Consider the following 21,612-nt stretch of genomic DNA (forward strand, 5'->3'; position numbering starts at 1 on the left):
ATTCGCCGGGAGCGTGGCAATTTGGTGCCATCCGCAGGCAGCATTGTGCCTGGCTCCGGCGGGCCGACGGAGGTTGATCATGCGCCCGACCATGAATGCGATTCAGCTTGTCGCAGGCTTGCTTGGCATCGCTTTGACCGGCGCGCCGGCAGCGGCGCAGACCTACGATCCGCGCTATCCCGTCTGCATCGAGGTCTACACCATCGACGGCAGCACTATCGATTGCAGTTTTACGACGATCGCGCAGTGCGCCGCGACAGCCTCAGGCCAGTCCGCGCAGTGCTACGCCAATCCCTATGCCACCCAGAGCAGGCAGCAAGGCCTGGCCTCGTCGCCGCCGCGACGAAACCGATAGCCTTAAGTCCGCACCCCGATCAGTGGACACGGATGATGTGGGGACGGCCGAGATCGATCAGCCCCTGCACCGCCGAGAGACGGTCGTCGAGGGCTGCGATGGTGAGCAGCAAATTGTTACGGCGCTCGTCGAGCATGCCCATCTCGGCACCGGTCAGCTTCTTGCTCATCCGCTCCTTGTGAATCCCATCGAGGGATTTGCGCAGTCCGGCGATCAGGCCGGCCAGCTGCTTGGCCTCTTTGGTCATCGACCGCTTCGCGACATTTTGGCGGCGCGTCTCCGCCTGGCTCTGTCTCATCGTCATCCTCCCGTGCCCCGCTGCCCCGAGTGGATGCTTGCATCTTTGGGTACACATCTTACGATCGATGAAATCTGCCCGCGAAGAACTTTCTTAAATTGTACGCGCACGGAACCCGGATCAGATCAGCAGAAAGCCCGGCGCGAGGGCCGGGCTTTCGTTAGGCACTGCTAGTGCTTCTCGTGACCGCCGCCGGGGCCGCCGGCCGGGCCACCGCCACCACGTGGCGCGGCATTGATGTGCGGAGCGCCGCCGCCACCGCCGTGCGGCGTTGCAGGCGCAGCGGCACGCGGCGCCGGCATCTGCGCACGGGCATTCATCGGGGCACCGTGGCTCACATTCGGCTGCGCGACATGTGGCGTCGCGGGCCGTGCGGCAGGTGCAGCCGACACACGCGGTGCTTCATGCGCACGTGGCGTCGGCTGGGCACGCACCGCGGCGCGGCTCGCGGCCTGTTCGTGCATCATGCGTGCCTGAGCATCGCGCGGATTGCGAGTCTGCACGCTGGTCCGCTCATGCGCGATGCGCTCGCTCCGTCCGGCACGCGTCCGGTCGGCGGCAACCGCAGCGTCGCGTTTCGTGATCGCAGCGTCGCGCTTGGCGATCGCGGCGTCACGCTTTGCCGTGATCGCGGCGTCACGCTTCGTGATCGCGGCGTCACGCTTCGTGATCGCAGCGTCGCGCTTTGCGATTGCAGCGTCGCGCGTCGCAATCGCGGCATCGTGCCGTGAGGTCCTGGCGTCACGTCCGGAGATCGCGGCGGCCCCCTTGCCACGCACGCCCTCGCGTTCCAGTGCGATCGCCGCATCACGCGTCGCCGCACGACCGATACGGGCTGCACCCGGGTCGATCGTCATCTGCGTCGCGAAGCGCTGATGCGAGGTCCAATAACTATTCCAGTAGGCGTGACGGTGATACCAGGGCCGCCCCACATAGTAGCTCGACCAATACGAGGTCAGCACGAACGGGACGACAGGCACGTCGATCACGTCGACATAGTCGGGGAGATAGACGTAGTGATTGCGGTAGAGATATTCGAGATATTGCGACGACACCCAGCCGCGATCGTCGGAGAAGCTCACGTCGCACCAGGCGTTGCCGCGCAGGCAGCCATGGATGTTGACACGGGCTCCCCCGGGGATGCGATCGACCAGGGGAAAGCCGGAGCCTGGACCGGCGCGCATGCCGGTCGAGACGGTGACGATGCCCGGCGCGGCCAGCGCGGCCGTCGGGGCAAGCAGCAATGCTGCAACCAAAATGCTTCTGAGTCTCATGGCGTGTTCCTCCTCTGCCAGACGGAACGCGCAGGCGGAACGAGCGTTCCGCCTATGATCGGCGCAGCAGCCGAAAGATTGAGAGCGCGCCACGCGCGGAGTTCAATATTCATCCGCCGTTCATCGGCACGGCGCGCGTAACGCTTTCGGCGTCAGTTCACCGGCAGCATGAAGGCGTCGAAGTACGCGGCGAGCCCGGCAAAATCGTCGATCGGCAGCACGCTCGCGACATACTGGTCGGGCCGCACCACGACCATGCAACCGGTCTTGCGATCGATGCCGCGCATGGCGAAGACGTCCTGGCCGCTCTTGAGATCCGGACAGAACATCTTTTCGTAGTCATACAAGCCGTAACGGCCTTTGCTTGGGAGCAACATCGGCGGCATCGCCTCGATGGCGAGCTCGCGATGATCCTGCTGAAAAACCGCGCGCACATCGATCACGCCGTCGATGTCGCCGCTTCTGGGCGTGTATCGCCGGATTGGAGATTTCCGGGATTCAGCGAGAAAATTGCACAAGGCACGAATGGCCGAGCCGGACGCGGCGGGATTCTCAGCGGGCGAGAACGCGTAGATGCGGAAGCGGCCGTCGGCCTGCGCGGCGTGACCGAGGTGCACCGGCTTGGCATCCGCAAGGCGGATCACCGGCGCGGAATGGAAGCGCTTGCCGATCACGAGGCCCTGCGCGAGATGCTGATGCGACGCCGCGCCGGTGAGCACCGAGGGCTTGTAATGCGTCGCGGTACCGGCCGTGTAGCGGCCGTGCCGGACGAAATAGTCCTGCGTCCTGGCCGCATCCGCTCCGCCGGCCTTGGCGGCTGAAGCGAGAATCCCGGCCCATTCGCGATCGAAATCAATCAACTCCTTCGCAACCGCCTGCCGCTCCACCGAATAGGAATGCAGCAGACTCGGCCCGCATTGCTTGCGGATAACGGCGGCGAGCTTCCAGCCGAGATTGAAGGCGTCCTGCATCGAGACGTTCATGCCCTGCCCCGCCTTCGGGCTGTGAGTATGACAGGCATCGCCGGCGATGAAGATGCGCGGCTGGCGGCTTGCGATCTCAGCCTCCGGCACGTCGTCGAACTTGTCGGTCAGGCGCTGGCCGATCTCGTAGACCGACCACCAGGCGATCTCCTTCACGTCAAGCGTATGCGGCTTCAGGATCCTCTGCGCTTTCGCGATCACGTCGTCGGCGGTGATGTTGCGATTGGCAACGCGCTCGCCGACATCGAGCTTGGCGAGCTCGACATAGATGCGAACCATGTAGCCGCCTTCGCGCGGAATGATCAGCAGGCTGCCGTCCTTCGCCGACTGGATCAGGGACTTGAAGCGGATGTCGGGAAAATCGGTCACCGCCAGCACGTCCATCACGCCCCAGGCGTGGTTGGCGGAATCGCCGTGCAGCTCGCGGCCGATCGATTTGCGCACCGTGCTGCGCGCGCCGTCGCAGCCGACGACATACCGCGCCCTGATGGTCTCGACCTTGCCTTCGCTGCCGGCATCGACGCGTTCGAGCCGCACGGTCACGGGATGGTCGGCGGGAGCTGAGGACTGATCGACCTCGAGGTCGATCAAGCGGCGGCTGTAATAGGGCTCGAGCTTGGCGGGCGCCTTGCGCATGACGTCGAGAAAGCCGTCATGGATGCGCGCCTGGTTGAGGATGACATGCGGGAATTCAGACAGCCCGTCCTCGACGTCCTGCACCCTTCCGCTGCGGACGATTGTCTCCGGCATGCGCTCGTCCGGCTTCCAGAACGTCGTCTCGTTGACCCAATAGGCCTCCTTCAGCACACGCTCGCTGAAGCCGTAGGCGTGGAACATCTCCATGGTGCGGCAGGCGATGCCGTCGGCCTGCCCGACCAGCAGGCGGCCCGGCTTCTGCTCGACGATGCAGGTCTTGATGTCAGGAAATTGCGCAAGCTGGGCGGCGAGCGTGAGGCCGGCGGGCCCGCAGCCGACGATGAGGACATCGACCTCGGCAGGCAGCGCGCCCGAAGCGCCGGGAGGCTGAACGCGCTCGGCGGGATCGGCGATCTCGGGGTCGCCCGGCTGAAATCCATTCAGATGGAATTGCATGAGCACCTCTCCCGTCAACGTCTTCTTCAATATTGCTCAGTATACTGACTATCAGTATACTTGTCAATGATCCGCACCGTTGCTGCCCTCAAGGAGAATTCGGTGAAAGACAACAACGACATGCCCGGGCATCTGGCGCGCCGGTTCCAGCAGATCGCGGTCGCGGTGTTCCTGGCCGAGGTCGGCGATGCCGGCTTCGATCTTACGCCGGTGCAATACGCCGCGCTCGCGACCATCAAGGCCAATCCAGGGCTCGACCAGGTGACGCTCGCAGGCCTGATCGCCTACGACCGCACCACCATCACGGGCGTGATCGATCGCCTGGTGCAGAAGGGTCTCATCGAGCGCCGTGCCAGTCCCCGCGACCGCCGAGCCCGCGAGCTCGAGATCACCGACGAGGGGCGGCGCACGCTGCGCAAGATCACGCCGGCGGTTGAGTCCGCACAGCGCATCATGCTGCGCGGCCTTAGCGCGAAGGAAGGCGAGGAGTTGATGCGGCTCTTGCGCAAGGCGATCGCCGCCGGCAACGAGCTCAGCCGTGCCCCGCTGCGCGAATAGGCCTATTTTGTGCGTACTCGTCGCAGTGCGGCGAAACCTGGAACTAACCTTCGGCTGCTACCGTCGGCACCATTCGGCGCTTAACGCGCGATTAACTTTGCCGTTCCGGAGTTTTGGATGTCCAGGTTCATCATCGTCGCGGCGGCCATCGCACTCTCGACCGTCCCTGCGCGCGCGAACGGCCATGGCGGCGGCGATGCCCCTCCTCCGCCCAAACCCGAGGCGACGACCGCACCGGCCAAGGTGGTCCTGACCAAGGAGGGCCCCAAGCTCGTCGATCTCAAGGGCATGACGCTCTACACTTACGAGCGCGACACGACCGGCAAGAGCTCGAACTGCAACGGCAAGTGCATCGAGAGCTGGGTGCCCCTGTCCGCAACCGCCGATGCCAAGGCGATCGGCGACTTCACCGTGATCAACCGCAACGACGGCAGCAAGATGTGGGCGTATCGCTACCGCCCGCTCTACACCTCGCCGGCCGACAGGTCGCCGGGCGACGCCAACGGCACCGCCACGACCCTGCAGTGGCACATCGCGCGGCCTGAGAACTAGGAAACGCGCGCTTATCCGCGCCAGCGCGCGCCTGGTCCGGCCTGCGCGTTCTGCCCGGGCGGCAGCACCACAACGGTCGAATTGAGCTTCACGCGGTCATAGAGATCGATCACGTCCTCGTTGCGCATTCGGATGCAGCCCGACGAGATCGCCTGCCCGATATATTCGGGCTGGTTGGTGCCGTGGATGCGGTAGAGCGTGTCCTTGTTGCCGACAAAGAGATAGATGCCCCGCGCGCCCAGCGGATTGGCGGGACCACCGGGAACGCGCGCCGGATACGGCCCAAGCCGCGCCTGGATGTCCGCCGTCGGCACCCAGTCGGGCCATTCCGCCAGGCGGCCGACGCGCGCAACGCCGGAGAAGGCCATCGCCTCCTCACCGACCGCGACGCCGTAGCGGATCGCCTTGCCGTCGGGCAGCACGAAATAGAGATAGCGCGCGTCGGTATCGACCAGGATCGTGCCCGGTTGCTCCTTGCGCGGATAATCGACGATGTGCCGCAGATATTGCTCGGGCACGTTGGCCTGGGCGTAAGGCGTGTGTGCAAGCAACTGGCGATCGCGCGGCGTCATGCTCGCGTCGGTCGATGGCGAAAGTGTCGTCTGCATGCAGCCGCCGAGCGGAAGCAAGGCAACGACGAAGAAAGCGAGAACAGATCTTGGCACCGCCGGCCCCCCGATAGCGGATCGCAGCACCCCCAGCATTGGTAGATGCTGCCCAAATCGTGCTGAAAACAAGGCAGTGTGGAACAATTGCGCGTGTTTGTTGAACCGGGTTCCATCACCACAAACGGCGGAAGAGCGTCGCATGATCTCCATCCCCTCGCCTTGCTTTGGTCAAACCCGGCTGGACTCGTGCGTCATCTGCCCGTGACGGGCTCACCTCAACAGATCGGCTCGCGCCAATGCGAGCGGCGAAGGCTTCTAAGGAGCTGCGATGCTCGCAACGCTGAACAGCAAGCAAATCGTCGATGAGATCGTGAAGGACACGGTCAAGGACAACGACCCCCACGACGCGATTCAGATCTCGCCCGAGATCGTCGCGGTCTCCCGCCCCATCAGCGTGGCGCCGGCGCTGGCCCCTGACATCACGCCGCGCCCCGAGCCGAAATTCGCGCCGGAGCCCAAAATCAATTCCGAGCCGAAATTCAGTCCTGAGCCGAAGTTCAGTCCTGTCTCGGAGCCGCCCACGGCGGTGCCCTCGGTCGATACCGAGGTGCGCCTCGCGCCCGGCGATGGTCCCAGCCGGCCCAGGCGTTCCGCTGCCGGCAGGTGGCTGCGCGGCGCCTTCGTCACATTCCTGTTTGCCGGCGGCAGCGCGGCCGCCACGGTTGCCTGGGAGAAGCACGGCGATACCGCGAGGCGCATGATCGCCGAGTGGACACCGGTATTGACCTCGCTGCTGCCTTCGACTTCGCAAACGGCACCAGTCGCCGCCGCGCAGCCGGTCCCGTCCGCGGCGCAAGCCACAATGGATCAACCGATCGATCAACCTGTGGCGCAAGCTGCGGCCGATCAACCTGCGAGTCCACCTGCAGCTCCTGCAGCTCAGGTTGCAGCCGCCGCGCCCGCGGCAACACAGACCGAGGCAACGCAGTCGGTACAATCGATGACGCGCGATCTCGCGGCCATGGCGCAGCAGATCGAGCAGCTCAAGGCCAACATCGCCGAGCTGAAGGCCGGACAGGAGCAGATGGCCCGCGAGATGGCGAAGCCGCCTGCACCGAAGCCGATCGTCGAAGCGAAGCCGCCCGTCGATCCGCACGCACGCGTGTCCGCGCTGCCGCCGCGCGCTCCGGCTCAAACGCCGCCGCCGGTTCGCAAGCCGAAGCCAGCGGTGACGCAGACCTATATGCCGGCTTATGCGCCCGCGCCGCCGGCACCGTCGCAAGCGGCCGCGGTCCCGCCGCCAGCTCCGCCGGTCACCACGACGCAGGCGGTTGCCGATGACGATGGACCTGTCGTGCGTCCGCCGATGCCGCTACGTTAGAACAACGTCGCGAACGCTGTCCGAGTCGACGAGATGCGTTGAGTCCGGGCAACTACGGAGACGATGTTTTGATCGTCATCCATCATGAGAAAAGGCCGTCGGGATTTATGCCGCCGGCCTTCTCTTGCAACTCCCGGTTCCCGGAGCCCGGTTCTGTTGCAATTCCATGCCTCATGATCGCGTTAACATATTTAATAAAATCTTAACGGGCTCGCGTATTGCACATCATTTCTGCGCCATAGGCACAGAGATTGTGCGGCTTGTTCATTCGATAAAGATCGACTCAGTGATACCATCCGAGATGTGTCGGGACTTCCGTTGAAGACTTGTTTTCAAGACTTGCAACTGAGACTTGGTCGTCACACCGGGGGACTTCGGATGCCGTACTACTCCTTCGATCTTGTGGTTGGTGAAGAGTTCAAGAACCAGGGCGGAATCATCCTCGAAGACATCGAGGTTGCCTCCGATCGCGCCGATCAGCTCGCATGCGAGCTGTCGCAGGTGAAGCCGGAGCTGCAGCAGAAAGGTTGCGCGGTGCGCGTCACCGATCGCGATCACAAAGAGGTCTATCGCACGCCGCTCGATCCCGTGCCGGCCTGGCAGCGCTAGCTAGACCATAGCGTATTCGAGCGAAGTGGACGCCGGTTCGCGTAAAGAAAACGCGTCAAAAAAGAGTGTCCAGCACCGGCGCTTCGAACCAGTTCGTCAGCGACAGCCCGCCGTCGACGACGAAGGCTGCGCCGGTGACGTAACCTGAGAGCTTGTCCGACAACACCGTGAGCGCCATCGGCGCAAGGTCATTTGCCTCGCCGAGACGCCCGAGCGGAATGTGTCTCGCCAGGGAGGCGTCCGCAACGAACCCGCCCGCTGCGATTGCACCCGGCACCAGCGCGTTGACGCGGATGTTGTTCCGCCCGAAGGTCTTCGCCAGCTCCTTCACCAGCATCGCCATGCCCGCCTTCGCCGTCGAGTAATGCGGCAGGTTGCGCGGCGTGCCCGCATGCAGCGAGGTGAGGAACAGAAACGAGCCGGGCCGCTTCGCTGCGGTCAGCCGCTTTGCGAGTCCGCGCGCCAGATGAAAGCCGGCATCGAGATTGACGGCGTGCATCTCCTGCCAGGTCCTGCGATCGACCGCGAGCGCGTGATCGGCCTCGCGCCGCGGCGGCGAGGCGCTGTGGACGAAATGCGTCACCTCGCCCAGCGCAGCATGCGAGGCTGCAAGCAGCGCATCGCAGGCGTCGAGCCTTGCGAGATCGCCAATCCAGGGCACGGCGAGTTCGGGCCTTTCGCTCGCGCTGATCGCGGCACTCACCCGATCCGCGCTGATATCGGCAAACACGGTTCGGACGCCCTCGCCGACCAGGGCCTGCGCGATCGCGCGGCCGATGCCGTTGCCCGCGCCGGTGACGAGCGCCGTGTCGGTTGCGGGATCGAACGGCGCGCTGAACAGGCTCATGTCGCTCTCCGGGGCCAGGGTGCCCGCCACGATAGCGCAGCGCGACGCGGCGCGACAATTGCGCCCCGTCACCATTGCGGAGCGGCGCGCCGGACGCTAGCCTCCCCGAAAAATCGAGGAGGTACCAGGGATGCGCTATGGTTTTCTGATGACGGGCCTGTTGCTGCTCGCCGCGCCGGCACAGGCGGCCGACGCGCCGCCGCGGGCGACCTATGTGACGATGGTCCTGCAGGCCTTCGCCGCCAAGGTCGAATGTCCCGGCACCGATCTCGTCTATCAGGACCTCGTGCAGAAGGCGCAGCAGATGCAGCTGCCCGACGGCACCACCGAGAAGGTGCGCAAGGCGATCGCCTGGATGCACACCGGCGGCAAGATGGGCGAGAAGCAGGACGACGATTTGATGGCCGAGGTCGCGGTCGCGACACAGGCGACCGATATGGACCAGCGCCGTCTCGGCATGCCCGGCTGGTGCGAGGCGCAGAAGACCAACCTCGCCGGCCTGATCCGCAGCAAGGGCGGCTAGCGGTATCTGGCGGCGTTAATCACGCCGCCGGGAAACTCCGCTCCGGCCAATAAACGTCACATTCCTCGCCAGCATGCGGGCCTCTTCGCACAGGAGAACCGCATGCGGATCACTCGTCTCATCTTCGCCGGCACGCTCGCGGCGAGCGCCGTGCTGACTGCCCCGGCACTGGCAAAGAATTCCGACGCCCAGAAAGGCGAGGAGAAGTCGACCTCGTCATCGTCCTGCAGCGCCTATCAGCAGGCGCCGGACGGAACGTGGGAGCAGCTTCCCTGCAAAGAAACCGGCGAACGCGGGCAGCCGCAGACGCAACACCGCGCCCCTGCACAGGGAACGGAGCGCGGGGAGCGCTAAGCGCTCCGGTTGCCGCGGTCAGCTCTGGTGCGGCCCGCGAATGATCTTCATGGCGTCCTCAATGTGGCGCCATTCCTTGGCCTCATCGGCCTCGCCGCGACCCTCGCAGGCCTGCGCCTGCTCCGCGGCCTTCGCAATCGCAGCAAAACCGTGCTGTTCGAGCATCTGCCGCGCAACGGTATGGACCTGGACCTCGGACATCATGGGCGCTCTCCCGTTTGCCACGGGGGTTCGCTCGATCGCCCCCGGTATGTCCTAAAACGATCGAGTCCCGCGCCCCGTTCCGTCCAGACCCGCACACATGACAAAGGCGGCCCGCCATGCCCGGCGGACCGCCTTCTCACCCACCCCAAAGCTGCGGGTCGTCGGCCGCGTCCCCTACGCGACCGCCACTTTCTTGCGCTCGAAGTCGTTGGGCACCTCGATATCGACCTCCAGGGTCGAAACCTCGTCGCCGCGCTCGAGCCGGACGATGACCTTGGTCGGGTCCAGCGTCACATGCCTGGACACGACGGCGAGAATTTCCTCACGCAGCACACCGAGCAGATCGGGCTGGCCGCGCATTCCGCGCTCATGGGCAAGCAGGATCTGCAGCCGTTCGCGAGCGACGGGTGCCGAGGCCTTCTTGCCGCGGAGAAGTCGAAGCAGACCCATGCTCATGCAGCCCTCCGTCGCAGCAGACGATCCATCAGACCTCTGCGCTCGGCAGGAACATGCATTGTCACGTTCTCGCCGCAGAGGCGCTTGGCCGCATCCATATAGGCCCGCGCCGGCGCTCCATCCGCGTTCGACAGGGTCACCGGCGTGCCGACGTTGGAGGCCTTCAACACGTCCTGGCTCTCGGGAATGATGCCGAGCAAGGGCGTGGCCAGGATCTCGAGGATGTCGTCGATGGTCAGCATCTCGCCGCGCGCGGCGCGGGAGGGATCGTAGCGGGTGATGAGAATGTGCTTCTCGACCCGCTCGCCCTTCTCGGCCCGCACGGTCTTGGAATCGAGCATGCCGATGATGCGGTCGGAATCGCGCACCGAGGAGACTTCCGGATTGGTGACGATCACGGCCTCATCCGCAAAGCGCATCGCCATGGAGGCGCCGCGCTCGATGCCGGCCGGGCTGTCGCAGATCACCCAGTCGAAACGGGTGCGCAGGTCGGCGATAACCTTGCCGACGCCCTCTTCCGTCAGCGCATCCTTGTCGCGGGTTTGTGAAGCCGGCAACAGCCAGAGGTTCTCCAGCCGCTTGTCCTTGATCAGCGCCTGGGGCAGCTTTGCCACGCCCTGCACCACGTTGATGAGGTCGAACACGACGCGGCGCTCGGCGCCCATCACGAGGTCGAGGTTGCGCAAGCCGACGTCGAAATCGACGACGACGACCTTGTCGCCGCGTTGCGCCAGGGCGGCTCCCAGCGCGGCGGTCGTCGTGGTCTTGCCGACCCCGCCCTTGCCTGATGTCACGACCAGTACCTTGGCCATCTCAAAAATCTCCTTCTGGTCAGTTCAGCGCGGTAATTCGCATGGTGTTGCCTTGCAGCCAGGCCTGGGCCGGCCGGCCGCGCAGGGCGGCGTCGATATCGTCGGCGGTCTGATAAAACCCATCGATTGCAAGCAGTTCGGCCTCGATCCTCTGGCAATAGATGCGCGCGCTCGTGTGACCGTTCACGCCGGCCATGGCGCGTCCGCGCAGCGCGCCGTAGATGTGGATGGAACCGCCGGCGACGACCTCGGCGCCGGAGCCGACGGAGCCCAAAATGGTGACGTCGCCTTCAGGGAAGATCACGGTCTGGCCCGAGCGCACGGGGGCATCGAGCAGCAGCGAGGTCGGCTTGGTCTCGGCTTTCTCGACCTTCTTCGGTGCACTCGGCTCGACCACGCAGCTGCGCCCGCCCGAGAGCAGCGGCGGCATCATCGGGGTCAGCCTTCCCTCGTCGACGCCCTCGATGCCGAGCACGCGGATGTTGCGATCCTGCAGGCTGGTGAGCAGATGGCCGATGCCGGCCTGGCTGAGATCGACCGAGGACAGGTCGATCACCACGGGCCGGCCGGCAAAGAAGCCCGGCGACCGCGCGATGGTGGCGTCGATCTCCTGGAGCCAGTCCTGGATCGGAACCGTCGGCACGAACACGAAGGCGACATAGGAGCGCCCGCGCAGGCGCACCATCTGGCGTTGGACTTTTGCTGCAGCCTCCATGGCGGCCGACTCGTTCCCTGTTATTGAATGGTTAACGATGCGGCGGATGTGGTTAACAGCCGGTTAATTTCTCCGTGGGGTTACGTGGGCTGGGGGCTCGGGCTGACTGGCGAGCTGGGCGGGCGCGTTGGGCGGATGTTCTCGCCGAGCATAACGCTGTCATCGCCCGCGAAGGCGGGCGATCCAGTACTCCGAGACGGTTGTGGGTCAGTCGAAAGGCCGCGGCGTACTGGATGCCCCGGTCAAGCCGGGGCATGACACCGCGCATGGGGCGGGCGCCCCCTACTTCTTCACCTTGCTCGCATCCATCTTGATGCCGGTATCCAGCATCTTCGTCGTGAACGCCGTGGTCACGTCGAACGGCTTCTCCATGCCGAGATAGGTCTGGACCAGCTCGTAGTCCTTCTTCATCCGCTCGCCGTCGATCCAGCCGAGCCCCTTGGTGGTGGTGAACTCGTCGGTCATCAAAAACTTGATGCGCTCCCACTGCCGCTCCTGATTCTCCCTGTCGAGGCCGGAGACCTGGTCGAGCAGCGCCTTCAGGCACGGCGCGGCATCGGCGACGCAGGCCGCAAAGGCCTTCTGCGTGACGCGGACGAACTCCTCGACCAGCTTCGGGTTCTTCTGCAGGTAGGCGCCGTTGACGATCAGCGAATTGCCGTAAGGATTGAGGCCGATGTCCTTCCAGTTGACGTAGCCGAGATCTCCCCCGAACTCGATCACCTTGAGATCGTGCTCGTTGTAGAAGTCGCTGATGATGTCGACGGTATGGCTCTTCAACGCCGCGATCTTCGCGGTCGGCCCGACATTGACGAAGCCGACGGCATCGGGCGCAAGGCCTGCGGCCTTGGCGAAGGCCGGCCACATCACGCGCGAGGCGTCGCCCGGCGGATTGCCGATCTTGTGGCCGGCGAAATCCTTCACCCCGTTCACGCCATAGCTCTTCAGCCAGTAGAAGGTCTGGCCGGTATTGGCATAAACGCTCATCACCGCGACGGTGTCGGCGCCCTTGCTCTTGGCCACCAGCATGGTGGCGAGATCGGCGACGCCGAACGGCGAGCCGCCGGAGCCGACCTTGGCGGCGGAGACGCCGGAGCCCTTGCCGGTCTCGATGGTGAGGTCGATGCCGGCCTTCTCGTACCAGCCCTGCGCCTTGGCATAATAATAGGGCGAGTGATCGGCGGTCGGCGTCCAGTTCAGGATCAGGTTGACCGCCTCGCCCGCACTTGCGGGCGCTGCCGGCAGACCGAGCATCAAGGCCACAACAGCCGCCTGAAAACGCTTCATCGCATCCTCCTCATTGCCAGCGACCCGGCTTGTCGCTCTCCCCTTGTGAGGATACCAATGCAACAAGTCCGCCTCCCGCTTGTCAACTGTTTGGTTGGAAATGCCCGCAAAACGATCTGGCGACACCGTGCCGCAGCGGCGCGATCCCGTCGCCACCCGCAAGAAGCTGCTCACCGCCGCCCGCCAGGAATTTGCCCGGCACGGCCTGGCCGGTGCCCGCGTCGACGAGATCGCCGAGCGCGCCGGCGTCAACAAGCAGCTTGTCTATCACTATTTCGGCGACAAGGACGCGCTCTACCTCGCCGTGCTCGAATGGGTCTATGAGGACATCCGCGAGCAGGAGCGAAAGCTCAATCTCGAGGGCCTGCCGCCGGACAAGGCGATCCGCCGGCTGATCGAGGCCTCGTTCGATCACCTCGCGGCACACCCTGATTTCATCGTGCTTCTGAACGACGAGAACCGCGGCGGCGCCCGCCATGTCCGCGGTTCCACCCGGCTGGAGGCAATGCATTCACCGCTGGTCAAAAGCGTCTCCCACATCCTGCATGAAGGCGTGCGCAGCGGACTTTTCCGCAAAGGGATCGACCCCGTCCAGCTCTATATCTCGATCGCAGGCCTCAGCTATTTCTTCTTCTCCAACACGCCGACGCTGTCGGCGATCTTCGGCAAAGACCTGTCGAGCCGCGCCCAGCGCCGCGCCCGGCGCCGGCATGTGGTCGATCTGGTGCTGCAGTCGCTCCGGCCCTAATCAACCAACTGGTTGAAACTTGGCTCGGGGCCGGTTAGGCTGACGCCGTGGCGGAGAGGCCGCGACAACAGGGAGCAGACCGTGGCAGCCGACGGGGCACGCACCGCACGCAGCTTTGCGATCATCCTGATCGTGCATCTCGCCGTGCTCGTGCTGTGGCAGGTCCTGGTCGACGCCTTCCACGTCCCGAAATTCATCCTGCCCTCTCCGCTCGCGACGGTGCAGACGCTGGGGACCGCGAGCTACGCCTGGGGCGCCAACACGCTGGTCACAGCGGCCGAGATCCTCGGCGGTTTTGCGCTCGGCGCCTTCGTCGGCGTCGCGCTCGCGGTGATCTTCAGCTGGGCGCCGCTGCTGAGCCTGGTCTTGCTGCCGCTGTTCGTGACGCTGAACATGATCCCGAAGGTCGCGCTCGGGCCGCTCTTCATCGTCTGGTTCTCCTACGGCATCGTTCCGAACATCCTGATCGCCTTCAGCATCTGCTTCTTTCCGATCCTGCTCACGACCGCGCGCGGGCTGCGCGAGGTCGAGCCCGATCTGCTCGACCTCGTCAAATCGCTGCGCGGTTCGCGCTGGACGCTGTTCCGCAAGATCCAGCTGCCGGGATCACTGCCTTACGTGTTCTCCGGCATGAAGGTCGGCGCCATCCTTGCCGTCGCCGGCGCCATCGTCGGCGAGTTCATCGCCTCCGAGCGCGGGCTCGGCTACCTCATGATCCAGGTGCAGTCCTCGCTCGACACACCCGCGATGGTGATGGCCGTGGTGCTGCTGACGCTGCTCGGCGTTGCCCTCTACGGCCTCGTGCTCGCCCTCGAACGCATGTTCGTCGTGGGCGATGCAAGACAAACCTAAGAATGGCAGACTTGAAGGATAGAACCATGCTCCTCACCCGCCAGACGCTGCCGAAGACGATTCCTGATATCGCAGCCCTCGACGATCTGCTGTGCCGGCCGACCCAGGCGCTGATCGACGACCTCGCCAAGGTCGAGGGCGACATCATGATCCTCGGCGTCGCCGGCAAGATGGGTCCGACGCTGGCCGGGCTGGCCAAAGCGGCCGCGCCGGATCGCCGCGTCATCGGCGTCGCGCGCTTCAGCGATCCTGCCGTCAAGGAACGGCTCCACGCCCGCGGCGTCGAGACCATCAATTGCGACCTGATGGATGAGGCCGCAATTCACGCGCTGCCGAAGGCACCGAACGTCATCTTCATGGCCGGCCGCAAATTCGGCGCCGAGGGCGATCTGTCGCTGACCTGGGCGATGAACGCGCATGTGCCGGCGCTGGTCGCGCAGGCCTTCCCCTCCTCGCGGATCGTCGCGTTCTCGACCGGGTGCGTCTATCCCTTCGTGCCCGTCGACGGCAAGGGCTCGACCGAAGACATGGCGCCAAATCCGCCCGGCGAATACGCCCAGTCCTGCGTCGGCCGCGAGCGCATGTTCGAATATTTCTCGCGCAAATTTGGAACGCCGGGCCGGCTGTTCCGGCTCAATTACGCGATCGACATGCGCTACGGCGTGCTGCACGACATCGCCACGAAAGTGCTCAGCGGCACGCCAATCGACGTCAGCATCAGTCATGTCAATTTCATCTGGCAGGGCGACGCCTCGGCGCAAGCGCTGCGGTGCCTCGCGCATTGCACCGCGCCGACCTCGCCGATCAACGTCAGCGGCCACGAGATCCTCGCCGTGCGCGATCTCGCGCAAAAATTCGGCGCCCGCTTCGGCCGCGCACCGGTGCTGACCGGCACCGAGGAGCCGACCGCATGGCTCACCGACACCTCGAAAGCCGTCGAGCTGTTCGGGCTGCCTATCGTCGACACCGAGCAGCTGATCGCCTGGACCGCGGATTGGGTGTCCCGCGCCATGCCGAGCCTCGGCAAGCCCACCAAATACGAGGTGCGCGATGGCCGTTACTGACGATCCGCCCATCCTCAAGCTTGGCGCCAACGACGCGATCCCCGGGCTCGCGCTGTCGACGGAAGCGCACTGGAACCAGACCGAAGAGGACTGGCGCATTTTCCTGCGCGACGGGATCGTATTCGGCATTCGCGACGGCATGCGACTGGTCGCAACCGCGGCGCTACTGCCCTATTCCGGCAACAACGCCTGGATCAGTATGGTGCTGGTGTCGGCCACCCATCGCCGCCGCGGCTTCGCCACCCGACTTGTCGATGCCTGCCTGGAAACTGCGCGCAAGAACGGCCTGACCAGCTGGCTCGACGCCACGCCTGATGGTGCCGCCGTCTATGGGCCGCTCGGGTTTACACCGACGCTGCAATTGCGCCGGCTGAAGCTGGCGGAGCCTGGGCGAGCCGAAGCCCCGCCGTCGTCATCTGCTACCATCGATGCGCTTCGTGCACGGGATCGCCGCGCCACCGGCTTTGATCGCACCGCCCTCCTCTCCGCCTTCGCACAGCGCTCCGGCTCGCGTATCGTCGCCGCGAATGGCGCCATTGCTCTGGTCCGCGACGGCCGGACCGCACGCCATATCGGGCCCCTGTTCGCCGATCATGCCGCCGAAGCGTTGGCCCTGGTTCACGCGATCGCACGCTCCGAGACCAGCCCGCTTCTGATTGATGCCGTCGCGTCGCAGGCTGCGTTCCTGGAGGGATTGACCGCCTCGGGCTGGACCATCGAGCGTCCTTTCCAGCGCATGCGGTTCGGCCCCGCCACCTCCGCCGGTGCGGAACTGCCCTTCGCCGTCGCCGGCCCCGAATTCGGATAGGACATCATGCACCACAACCAGATCAACGCAGACGTCCGCAAGCTGATCGCCGACGGCACCGTGCTGCCGGCCCATCCTCTCGCCCTGACCGCCGAGCGCCAGCTCGACAAACAGCATCAGCGTGCGCTGACGCGCTATTACATCGACGCCGGCTCGGGCGGCCTTGCCGTCGGCGTGCACACCACGCAATTCGCGATCCGCGACGTCGGCCTGTATCGGCCGGTGCTCGAGCTCGCTGCCGAGACCGCTGCGAACTGGACCAAGCGTCCGCTGGCGATGGTCGCCGGCCTCGCCGGTCCGACCAGCCAGGCAACCGCGGAAGCCCGCATTGCGCGCGACATCGGCTATCACGCCGGGCTGCTCAGCCTCGCCGCGATGAAGAGCGCTTCCGAGGACGAGATCATCGCGCATTGCACGGCGGTCGCCGCCGAGATCCCGCTGGTCGGCTTCTACCTTCAGCCCGCCGTCGGCGGCGTCATCCTGTCCAGCCGGTTCTGGCAGCGCTTTGCCGCGATCGACAACGTCATCGCGATCAAGATCGCGCCGTTCAACCGCTATAGAACTCTCGATGTTTTGCGCGGCGTCGCGGCCGCCGGGGCGCTCGACCGCGTCGCGCTCTACACCGGCAATGACGACCACATCCTGCTCGACCTGATGCTGCCGTTCGACCTGCGCGACAAGGGCGTCACCACGCGCACTTATTTCAAAGGCGGCCTGCTCGGTCACTGGTCGGTGTGGACCGCAAGCGCCATCAAGCAGTTCGAGCGCTGCAAGGCGGCGCGACACAAGGACAGCGTTCCGGCCGATCTGCTCGCGCTCGATGCCCGCGTCACCGATTGCAACAGCGCCTTCTTCGACGTCGCCAACAATTTTCACGGCTGCATCGCCGGCTGCCACGAAATCCTGCGGCGCCAGGGGCTGATGCAGGGCCTTTGGTGCCTCGATCCGAACGAGAGCCTCAGCCCCGGCCAGAAGGAGGAGATCGACCGCGTCTACCGCGAGCACGCCGACCTCAGCGACGATTCCTTCGTCGCCGCCAACCTGAATAAATGGCTGGCATGACGGACGAGCCCTTCATCAGCCTGCAAGGCGTCCGCAAGGTCTATCGCAGTGGCGGCGCGGAGTTTCTCGCCGTGTCCGACGTCACGATGGACGTGCAGGAAGGTGAGCTGGTCTCGCTAGTCGGCCCGTCCGGCTGCGGCAAGACCACGGTGATGAAGATTTTGGCCGGCCTGCACGGCGCCGATGGCGGCACCGTCAGAATAGGAAATGCCAGGAGCCCGTTCGATCCAACCCGCGACATTGGCATGGTGTTCCAGCAGGCTCTGCTCTTGAAGTGGCGCACCATCCTGGACAACGTGCTGCTGCCGGCCGAAATCGTCGGCCTGCCGATGAAGGCCGCGCGCGAGCGGGCGCGCGATCTGCTCAACCTCGTCGGCCTTGCCGGCTACGAGCAGAAATATCCGCAGCAGCTCTCCGGCGGCATGCAGCAGCGCACCGCGATTGCGCGCGCCTTCATCCACGATCCAAAGCTGATCCTGATGGACGAGCCGTTCGGCGCACTGGACGCGCTGACGCGCGAGCAGATGAACCTGGAGATGCTGCGGATCTGGCGCGAGAGCGGCAAGACCATCATCTTCGTCACGCACTCGATCCAGGAAGCGGTGTTCCTGTCCTCGCATTGCGCGGTGCTGACGGCAGGACCTGCGAAGATGGCCGATTATTTCCCGATCGACCTGCCCTTCCCGCGCGACCTGCCGCTCAAGACCACGGATGCGTTCGGCGCGTATGCAAGGCGCATCTACGCGAAGCTGGGGCTGGGCGCGGCGTAGACCGCTCCTTCCGCCGTCATTCCGGGGCGCGACGAAGTCGCGAGCCCGGAATCCATCGGGCAGCAGAACACGCGGTGAAATGGATTCCGGGTTCGCGCCAAGAGGCGCGCCCCGGAAATGACGATGCAGTTTCCAGGGCGCGACCTAACGACCACGCCCGCCGCGCTCAGCCCTTGCGCATCTTGCTGAGCAAATAATTGTCGTAGAAGTTTTCCGCGATCTGCGTGTAGAACAGCAGCTCCTTCATATAGGCGTCGTGGCTGTCCTTGGTTCGCTTGAACAGGACGCTCTTGCCGGCGAGCTCGTTCAGATGCTCCTGGGTCGCGTTGTAGCAGGCTTCCAGCACCGGCTGCGGGAATGCCTTCAGCTCGGCGCCGTTGGCAATCAGCCGCTTCAGCGCCGCCGGGTTCACGCTGTCGTATTTCTCGAGCATCCAGGCACCGGCCGCAGAGCCGGCCTGATTGAGGATCGCCTGGTACTGCTTGGGCAGCGAGGCCCACTTCTCGTCATTGACGATCATGTGCAGCATGGCGCCGCCTTCCCACCAGCCGGGGAAGTAATAGTATTTTGCGACCTTCTGGAAGCCGAGCTTCTCGTCGTCATAGGGGCCGACGAATTCGGCGGCGTCGATCGAGCCCTTCTCCAGCGCCGAGTAGACATCGCCACCGGCGATCTGCTGCGGCACGACGCCGAGCCGCGCCAGCACATGGCCGCCCATGCCGGCGATGCGGAATTTGAGCCCCTTGAGATCGTCGACGGTCTTGATCTCCTTGCGGAACCAGCCGCCCATCTGCGTGCCGGAATTGCCGCACAGGATGGCGTGCGCCTTGAACGGCTTCAGCGCCTCGTTGGTGAGGTCGGCGCCACCGCCGAAATGCCACCAGGACTCCTGGTGGCGATGGTTCATACCGAATGGCGCACCGGTGGCGTAGGCCAGCGCCGGCTCCTTGCCGATGTAGAAATAGAGCGGGGTCTGCGCCATCTCGACCGAGGCAACGCTGACGGCATCGAGCGCCTGCAGGCCGGGGACGAGCTCACCGGCCGCAAACGTCTGGATCTGGAATTTGTTGTCGGTGGCCTCGGCAACATATTTCGCAAAAGTCTGCGCCGTGCCGTAGATGGTGTCGAGCGACTTCGGGAAGCTCGAGGTCAGGCGCCATTTGATCTCGGGCGCGCTCTGCGCGATCGCAGGTGCAGCAACCAGCGTCGTCGCGCCGGCGACCGCGCCGCCCTTGAGGAATGTACGGCGTTTCATGATGGGGTTTCTCCCTGAAAAGTAAGTTCAAACATATGGGCTTCTGCCAACGGTCTTCGCGGACCGTTTGCCCGTTCCTATAGCGGAGTTCAAGCTGGCAGAAGCCCGCTTTAGAGCAGACCCGTAGCAGTCGCTAGAGCAGCTTCGCGCTCACGAACAGCGCGCGCACGGCGTTGGTCGCCTGCACCGCCAGCATGGCATTGCCGGCCGCGCCTTCGAGGGCCGCGACGGCGTCCTCGTGCAGCGAGCGGAATTCCATCCACTCGACCGATTTGAAATTGGTCAGGAATTGATAGGCCTGCCCGACGGTCGCAATCGCCAGCGTGTCACCGTTCAGCTTGATCTTGAACGTGGTGCGCAGCGGGGTTTCGGAGCTTGCTGGATCACTCATGGGCTGCTTCTGGACGATGACGGCTTAACGAAGGGGAAACGGCAGCCCCGCCGTCCGGGAAATGTCAGGAGGCGGTGCTGGCGCGCTGCGAGGCGGTCGCCGATCCGCTCAGGCTGGGCACCACGACCAGGCGGTTGAACTCGCCATTGTCCCAGGCTTTCAGGAAGCGATCATAGTCCTTGATCGAGACGCAGCCGTTGGAATCGCCCCGCGGCCCGAGCATGTAATTGTGGGTGAGCAGGCCGACGCGGCCGAGCGCGCTGGTCCCATCGGTCGGGGTCATGCGCAGCGCGCGGACGCCGTGGAACAGCTTTTCGCGCGGCTTCAGATCATAGGTCGCCGGCGGGGTCGCACCGACCATGCGCTGGTCGACATGCTGGGGGTCGTCCATCAGCGCGCCCATGCCCGAATGCGCTTCCAGCGCGGCGCCGCTCGGCAGGTACAGCGCCTTGGCCGAGATGTCGTAGACCGCCGTGCGCGAATCATAACCGAGCGCGGCGAGGTCCGGCGCCTTGCCGAGCAGGCCATCGCCGGGGGTCAGGGAGGCCAGCCTGATCTTGTCGGTGAATTTCTCGAAGAAGTTGCGGTTGTCGACCCTGGGATTGGTGTCGGCATAGGCCTGGCTCGAGGCGATCTGCGCGGAGATGTCAGCCTGGACCGGGCGCGAGCGCGGCATCGGGACGGCATCGGCACGCTGCGCGGGTCGCGGCTCGTCGACTGCGGTCCGGTCGTCATCGGTCAGGGTCGAGCGCCACTCATCGCCCTGAAGCTTCTGGGCGAGCATCGCCTTGGCGTCGCGGAGCTTGAGTTGGACCGCGTCCATGGCGGAGCGCTCCAGCGTCCGCAGGCCGAACTGGCGGGCCGGCGGGTTGCCGGACGCCGACGCGAAACGGTCCTCGAACGAAGGGGCATTGGCCGGCGGCAGGGCGGCTGTGACCAGCGGTGTCGAATCGCCGAGATCGGCGACCCAGGCGGCAGCGCCCACCGCCAGCGCGACGGCGGCCAAAGACAGCAATATCGTCTCCGCTCGCCCAATGCGGCGGCGCGACAACAGCCTCTCGGCGTGCGCTGCGTCGGAAACCATCAGATCCCCAAATCGACCCCCGGGGGACCCAACCCCCACCCGGAGACTCTATATACCAGCTACCACATTGGGAGCCAAAAGTTAGGCATAATCGCGGCCGGCGAGGCACCCCAAAAGGCATCTGAGGGTATCCAATGACCGATCCTTTCGATCTAGACCGCTTCGTCCAGGCCCAAAATCCGGTTTTTCGCGACGTCCAGGGCGAGCTGGCCCGGGGCCGGAAGCAGAGCCACTGGATGTGGTTCGTTTTCCCGCAGATCGCCGGTCTCGGCTTCAGCGCCATGTCGCAGCGCTACGCCATCGGCTCGCGCGCCGAGGCCGTGGCCTACCTTGCCCATCCAGTCCTCGGCCCACGGCTGATCGCGTGCACGCGGCTCGTGCTCGCTGTCGAAGGGCGGACCATCAATGCGATCCTCGGCGCGCCCGATGACGCAAAATTCCGTTCGTCGATGACGCTGTTCGGCGCGGTGTCCGACGAGCCCGTCTTCGATCAGGCGCTCGCCCGTTATTTCGCAGGCGAGCGCGACGGCGCGACGCTGGAGATCCTCGCCAGGCTCGACCGGCCGGCGTAGCGCGACCTCCGCGTCCGGACGAATGGACACATGCGCGCGTGGCATTGCCGCCGTCAGCGTAAACCGCGGATTAACGCCGGCTGCCTATCGTTCGGGCA

At 65.1% G+C, this 21,612-nt stretch carries 27 protein-coding genes; 14 read left to right on the forward strand and 13 right to left on the reverse strand.

Translation table 11 applies throughout. The features are described 5' to 3' along the window. Nucleotides 1-79: 79 nt before the first annotated feature. Complete coding sequence (locus tag GGD63_RS03360) at nt 80-355, forward strand: DUF3551 domain-containing protein (RefSeq protein ID WP_183239458.1); 276 nt, start codon at nt 80-82, stop codon at nt 353-355. Nucleotides 356-374: 19 nt separating this feature from the next. On the opposite strand, the gene GGD63_RS03365 is transcribed toward GGD63_RS03360, so the two are convergent. The 3 genes from GGD63_RS03365 to GGD63_RS03375 form a co-directional block, all read right to left on the reverse strand. Then, nucleotides 375-653 carry a hypothetical protein gene (locus GGD63_RS03365; protein WP_183239459.1) on the reverse strand — a complete coding sequence of 93 codons (279 nt, stop codon included), beginning with the start codon at nt 651-653 and terminating at the stop codon, nt 375-377. 170 nt (nt 654-823) lie between these two features. Then, nucleotides 824-1,927 (reverse strand): SH3 domain-containing protein, encoded by a 1,104-nt coding sequence (locus GGD63_RS03370; protein WP_183239460.1) that lies wholly within the window; start codon nt 1,925-1,927, stop codon nt 824-826. 152 nt (nt 1,928-2,079) lie between these two features. Beyond that, on the reverse strand, nt 2,080-4,002 hold the full coding sequence (locus GGD63_RS03375; RefSeq protein WP_183239461.1) for an FAD-binding monooxygenase: 1,923 nt from the start codon (nt 4,000-4,002) through the stop codon (nt 2,080-2,082). A 102-nt stretch (nt 4,003-4,104) separates the two neighbouring features. Here GGD63_RS03375 and GGD63_RS03380 point away from each other — a divergent pair, with 102 nt between their 5' ends. Beyond that, on the forward strand, nt 4,105-4,560 hold the full coding sequence (locus GGD63_RS03380) for a MarR family winged helix-turn-helix transcriptional regulator (protein WP_183239462.1): 456 nt from the start codon (nt 4,105-4,107) through the stop codon (nt 4,558-4,560). Between the two features lie 117 nt (nt 4,561-4,677). Further along, complete coding sequence (locus tag GGD63_RS03385) at nt 4,678-5,112, forward strand: hypothetical protein (protein WP_183239463.1); 435 nt, start codon at nt 4,678-4,680, stop codon at nt 5,110-5,112. Nucleotides 5,113-5,123: 11 nt separating this feature from the next. Here the strand turns inward: GGD63_RS03385 and GGD63_RS03390 are convergent, their stop codons facing one another. After that, nucleotides 5,124-5,720, reverse strand: a complete 597-nt coding sequence (locus GGD63_RS03390; RefSeq protein WP_183239693.1) for a L,D-transpeptidase — start codon at nt 5,718-5,720, stop codon at nt 5,124-5,126. Between the two features lie 328 nt (nt 5,721-6,048). Between GGD63_RS03390 and GGD63_RS03395 the strand changes: the two genes are divergently transcribed. Together GGD63_RS03395 and GGD63_RS03400 are read left to right on the forward strand one after the other, a co-directional pair. Continuing rightward, on the forward strand, nt 6,049-7,101 hold the full coding sequence (locus GGD63_RS03395) for a hypothetical protein (RefSeq protein ID WP_183239464.1): 1,053 nt from the start codon (nt 6,049-6,051) through the stop codon (nt 7,099-7,101). Between the two features lie 378 nt (nt 7,102-7,479). Further along, nucleotides 7,480-7,710, forward strand: a complete 231-nt coding sequence (locus GGD63_RS03400) for a DUF6894 family protein (protein WP_183239465.1) — start codon at nt 7,480-7,482, stop codon at nt 7,708-7,710. A 55-nt stretch (nt 7,711-7,765) separates the two neighbouring features. Here GGD63_RS03400 and GGD63_RS03405 read toward each other — a convergent pair whose 3' ends face one another. Further along, on the reverse strand, nt 7,766-8,557 hold the full coding sequence (locus GGD63_RS03405; RefSeq protein WP_183239466.1) for an SDR family NAD(P)-dependent oxidoreductase: 792 nt from the start codon (nt 8,555-8,557) through the stop codon (nt 7,766-7,768). A gap of 130 nt (nt 8,558-8,687) precedes the next feature. On the opposite strand from GGD63_RS03405, the gene GGD63_RS03410 reads away from it, so the two are divergent. Together GGD63_RS03410 and GGD63_RS03415 are read left to right on the forward strand one after the other, a co-directional pair. Then, nucleotides 8,688-9,080 carry a hypothetical protein gene (locus GGD63_RS03410; protein ID WP_183239467.1) on the forward strand — a complete coding sequence of 131 codons (393 nt, stop codon included), beginning with the start codon at nt 8,688-8,690 and terminating at the stop codon, nt 9,078-9,080. Nucleotides 9,081-9,182: 102 nt separating this feature from the next. Beyond that, nucleotides 9,183-9,434 carry a hypothetical protein gene (locus GGD63_RS03415; protein ID WP_183239468.1) on the forward strand — a complete coding sequence of 84 codons (252 nt, stop codon included), beginning with the start codon at nt 9,183-9,185 and terminating at the stop codon, nt 9,432-9,434. 18 nt (nt 9,435-9,452) lie between these two features. Here GGD63_RS03415 and GGD63_RS03420 read toward each other — a convergent pair whose 3' ends face one another. From GGD63_RS03420 to GGD63_RS03440, 5 genes are all read right to left on the reverse strand, one after another. Then, complete coding sequence (locus tag GGD63_RS03420) at nt 9,453-9,638, reverse strand: hypothetical protein (protein WP_183239469.1); 186 nt, start codon at nt 9,636-9,638, stop codon at nt 9,453-9,455. A 174-nt stretch (nt 9,639-9,812) separates the two neighbouring features. Next, complete coding sequence (minE, locus tag GGD63_RS03425; protein WP_025035955.1) at nt 9,813-10,094, reverse strand: cell division topological specificity factor MinE; 282 nt, start codon at nt 10,092-10,094, stop codon at nt 9,813-9,815. After that, nucleotides 10,091-10,906 carry a septum site-determining protein MinD gene (minD, locus tag GGD63_RS03430; protein WP_183239470.1) on the reverse strand — a complete coding sequence of 272 codons (816 nt, stop codon included), beginning with the start codon at nt 10,904-10,906 and terminating at the stop codon, nt 10,091-10,093. Before minD ends, minE begins: the two co-directional genes overlap by 4 nt. A gap of 19 nt (nt 10,907-10,925) precedes the next feature. Continuing rightward, complete coding sequence (gene minC, locus GGD63_RS03435) at nt 10,926-11,621, reverse strand: septum site-determining protein MinC (protein WP_183239471.1); 696 nt, start codon at nt 11,619-11,621, stop codon at nt 10,926-10,928. A 282-nt stretch (nt 11,622-11,903) separates the two neighbouring features. Next, a complete protein-coding gene (locus tag GGD63_RS03440; protein ID WP_183239472.1) occupies nt 11,904-12,908 on the reverse strand; it encodes an ABC transporter substrate-binding protein in 1,005 nt (334 codons plus the stop codon). 100 nt (nt 12,909-13,008) lie between these two features. Here GGD63_RS03440 and GGD63_RS03445 point away from each other — a divergent pair, with 100 nt between their 5' ends. The 6 genes from GGD63_RS03445 (at nt 13,009) to GGD63_RS03470 (ending at nt 18,212) form a co-directional block, all read left to right on the forward strand. Then, nucleotides 13,009-13,656, forward strand: a complete 648-nt coding sequence (locus GGD63_RS03445; RefSeq protein ID WP_183239473.1) for a TetR/AcrR family transcriptional regulator — start codon at nt 13,009-13,011, stop codon at nt 13,654-13,656. An 81-nt stretch (nt 13,657-13,737) separates the two neighbouring features. Continuing rightward, the gene (locus GGD63_RS03450) at nt 13,738-14,508 is read left to right on the forward strand and encodes an ABC transporter permease (protein ID WP_183239474.1); all 771 of its coding nucleotides are present in this window, start codon (nt 13,738-13,740) and stop codon (nt 14,506-14,508) included. Nucleotides 14,509-14,534: 26 nt separating this feature from the next. After that, nucleotides 14,535-15,572, forward strand: a complete 1,038-nt coding sequence (locus tag GGD63_RS03455) for an NAD(P)-dependent oxidoreductase (RefSeq protein ID WP_183239475.1) — start codon at nt 14,535-14,537, stop codon at nt 15,570-15,572. Further along, nucleotides 15,559-16,380 carry a GNAT family N-acetyltransferase gene (locus GGD63_RS03460; RefSeq protein WP_183239476.1) on the forward strand — a complete coding sequence of 274 codons (822 nt, stop codon included), beginning with the start codon at nt 15,559-15,561 and terminating at the stop codon, nt 16,378-16,380. Before GGD63_RS03455 ends, GGD63_RS03460 begins: the two co-directional genes overlap by 14 nt. Nucleotides 16,381-16,386: 6 nt before the next feature. Further along, the gene (locus tag GGD63_RS03465; RefSeq protein ID WP_183239477.1) at nt 16,387-17,442 is read left to right on the forward strand and encodes a dihydrodipicolinate synthase family protein; all 1,056 of its coding nucleotides are present in this window, start codon (nt 16,387-16,389) and stop codon (nt 17,440-17,442) included. Continuing rightward, complete coding sequence (locus tag GGD63_RS03470) at nt 17,430-18,212, forward strand: ABC transporter ATP-binding protein (protein WP_183239478.1); 783 nt, start codon at nt 17,430-17,432, stop codon at nt 18,210-18,212. The genes GGD63_RS03465 and GGD63_RS03470 overlap by 13 nt, the downstream gene beginning before the upstream one ends. A 166-nt stretch (nt 18,213-18,378) precedes the next feature. Here GGD63_RS03470 and GGD63_RS03475 read toward each other — a convergent pair whose 3' ends face one another. From GGD63_RS03475 to GGD63_RS03485, 3 genes are all read right to left on the reverse strand, one after another. Further along, nucleotides 18,379-19,467: a TRAP transporter substrate-binding protein gene (locus tag GGD63_RS03475; RefSeq protein ID WP_183239479.1), complete on the reverse strand. Its 1,089-nt coding sequence runs from the start codon at nt 19,465-19,467 to the stop codon at nt 18,379-18,381. Between the two features lie 133 nt (nt 19,468-19,600). Further along, entirely contained in the window at nt 19,601-19,858 is a 258-nt protein-coding gene (locus GGD63_RS03480; protein ID WP_018644685.1) for a hypothetical protein, read from the reverse strand. A 64-nt stretch (nt 19,859-19,922) separates the two neighbouring features. After that, nucleotides 19,923-20,873 carry a DUF2778 domain-containing protein gene (locus GGD63_RS03485; protein ID WP_183239480.1) on the reverse strand — a complete coding sequence of 317 codons (951 nt, stop codon included), beginning with the start codon at nt 20,871-20,873 and terminating at the stop codon, nt 19,923-19,925. A gap of 203 nt (nt 20,874-21,076) precedes the next feature. Between GGD63_RS03485 and GGD63_RS03490 the strand changes: the two genes are divergently transcribed. Continuing rightward, on the forward strand, nt 21,077-21,514 hold the full coding sequence (locus tag GGD63_RS03490; protein WP_183239481.1) for a DUF1810 domain-containing protein: 438 nt from the start codon (nt 21,077-21,079) through the stop codon (nt 21,512-21,514). The last annotated feature ends 98 nt before the right edge of the window (nt 21,515-21,612 follow it).

It is taken from the genome of Bradyrhizobium sp. cir1, assembly GCF_014198245.1.
Lineage (GTDB): Bacteria > Pseudomonadota > Alphaproteobacteria > Rhizobiales > Xanthobacteraceae > Bradyrhizobium.

Excerpts from the sequence above, each read along its gene's own strand:
- GGD63_RS03360 (WP_183239458.1), top strand. The coding sequence starts at position 80 with ATGCGCCCGACCATGAATGCGATTCAGCTTGTCGCAGGCTTGCTTGGC.
- GGD63_RS03365 (WP_183239459.1), bottom strand. The coding sequence starts at position 653 with ATGAGACAGAGCCAGGCGGAGACGCGCCGCCAAAATGTCGCGAAGCGG.
- GGD63_RS03370 (WP_183239460.1), bottom strand. The coding sequence starts at position 1,927 with ATGAGACTCAGAAGCATTTTGGTTGCAGCATTGCTGCTTGCCCCGACG.
- GGD63_RS03375 (WP_183239461.1), bottom strand. The coding sequence starts at position 4,002 with ATGCAATTCCATCTGAATGGATTTCAGCCGGGCGACCCCGAGATCGCC.
- GGD63_RS03385 (WP_183239463.1), top strand. The coding sequence starts at position 4,678 with ATGTCCAGGTTCATCATCGTCGCGGCGGCCATCGCACTCTCGACCGTC.
- GGD63_RS03390 (WP_183239693.1), bottom strand. The coding sequence starts at position 5,720 with ATGCAGACGACACTTTCGCCATCGACCGACGCGAGCATGACGCCGCGC.
- GGD63_RS03395 (WP_183239464.1), top strand. The coding sequence starts at position 6,049 with ATGCTCGCAACGCTGAACAGCAAGCAAATCGTCGATGAGATCGTGAAG.
- GGD63_RS03400 (WP_183239465.1), top strand. The coding sequence starts at position 7,480 with ATGCCGTACTACTCCTTCGATCTTGTGGTTGGTGAAGAGTTCAAGAAC.
- GGD63_RS03405 (WP_183239466.1), bottom strand. The coding sequence starts at position 8,557 with ATGAGCCTGTTCAGCGCGCCGTTCGATCCCGCAACCGACACGGCGCTC.
- GGD63_RS03410 (WP_183239467.1), top strand. The coding sequence starts at position 8,688 with ATGCGCTATGGTTTTCTGATGACGGGCCTGTTGCTGCTCGCCGCGCCG.
- GGD63_RS03415 (WP_183239468.1), top strand. The coding sequence starts at position 9,183 with ATGCGGATCACTCGTCTCATCTTCGCCGGCACGCTCGCGGCGAGCGCC.
- GGD63_RS03420 (WP_183239469.1), bottom strand. The coding sequence starts at position 9,638 with ATGATGTCCGAGGTCCAGGTCCATACCGTTGCGCGGCAGATGCTCGAA.
- minE (WP_025035955.1), bottom strand. The coding sequence starts at position 10,094 with ATGAGCATGGGTCTGCTTCGACTTCTCCGCGGCAAGAAGGCCTCGGCA.
- minD (WP_183239470.1), bottom strand. The coding sequence starts at position 10,906 with ATGGCCAAGGTACTGGTCGTGACATCAGGCAAGGGCGGGGTCGGCAAG.
- minC (WP_183239471.1), bottom strand. The coding sequence starts at position 11,621 with ATGGAGGCTGCAGCAAAAGTCCAACGCCAGATGGTGCGCCTGCGCGGG.
- GGD63_RS03440 (WP_183239472.1), bottom strand. The coding sequence starts at position 12,908 with ATGAAGCGTTTTCAGGCGGCTGTTGTGGCCTTGATGCTCGGTCTGCCG.
- GGD63_RS03445 (WP_183239473.1), top strand. The coding sequence starts at position 13,009 with ATGCCCGCAAAACGATCTGGCGACACCGTGCCGCAGCGGCGCGATCCC.
- GGD63_RS03455 (WP_183239475.1), top strand. The coding sequence starts at position 14,535 with ATGCTCCTCACCCGCCAGACGCTGCCGAAGACGATTCCTGATATCGCA.
- GGD63_RS03460 (WP_183239476.1), top strand. The coding sequence starts at position 15,559 with ATGGCCGTTACTGACGATCCGCCCATCCTCAAGCTTGGCGCCAACGAC.
- GGD63_RS03465 (WP_183239477.1), top strand. The coding sequence starts at position 16,387 with ATGCACCACAACCAGATCAACGCAGACGTCCGCAAGCTGATCGCCGAC.
- GGD63_RS03470 (WP_183239478.1), top strand. The coding sequence starts at position 17,430 with ATGGCTGGCATGACGGACGAGCCCTTCATCAGCCTGCAAGGCGTCCGC.
- GGD63_RS03475 (WP_183239479.1), bottom strand. The coding sequence starts at position 19,467 with ATGAAACGCCGTACATTCCTCAAGGGCGGCGCGGTCGCCGGCGCGACG.
- GGD63_RS03480 (WP_018644685.1), bottom strand. The coding sequence starts at position 19,858 with ATGAGTGATCCAGCAAGCTCCGAAACCCCGCTGCGCACCACGTTCAAG.
- GGD63_RS03490 (WP_183239481.1), top strand. The coding sequence starts at position 21,077 with ATGACCGATCCTTTCGATCTAGACCGCTTCGTCCAGGCCCAAAATCCG.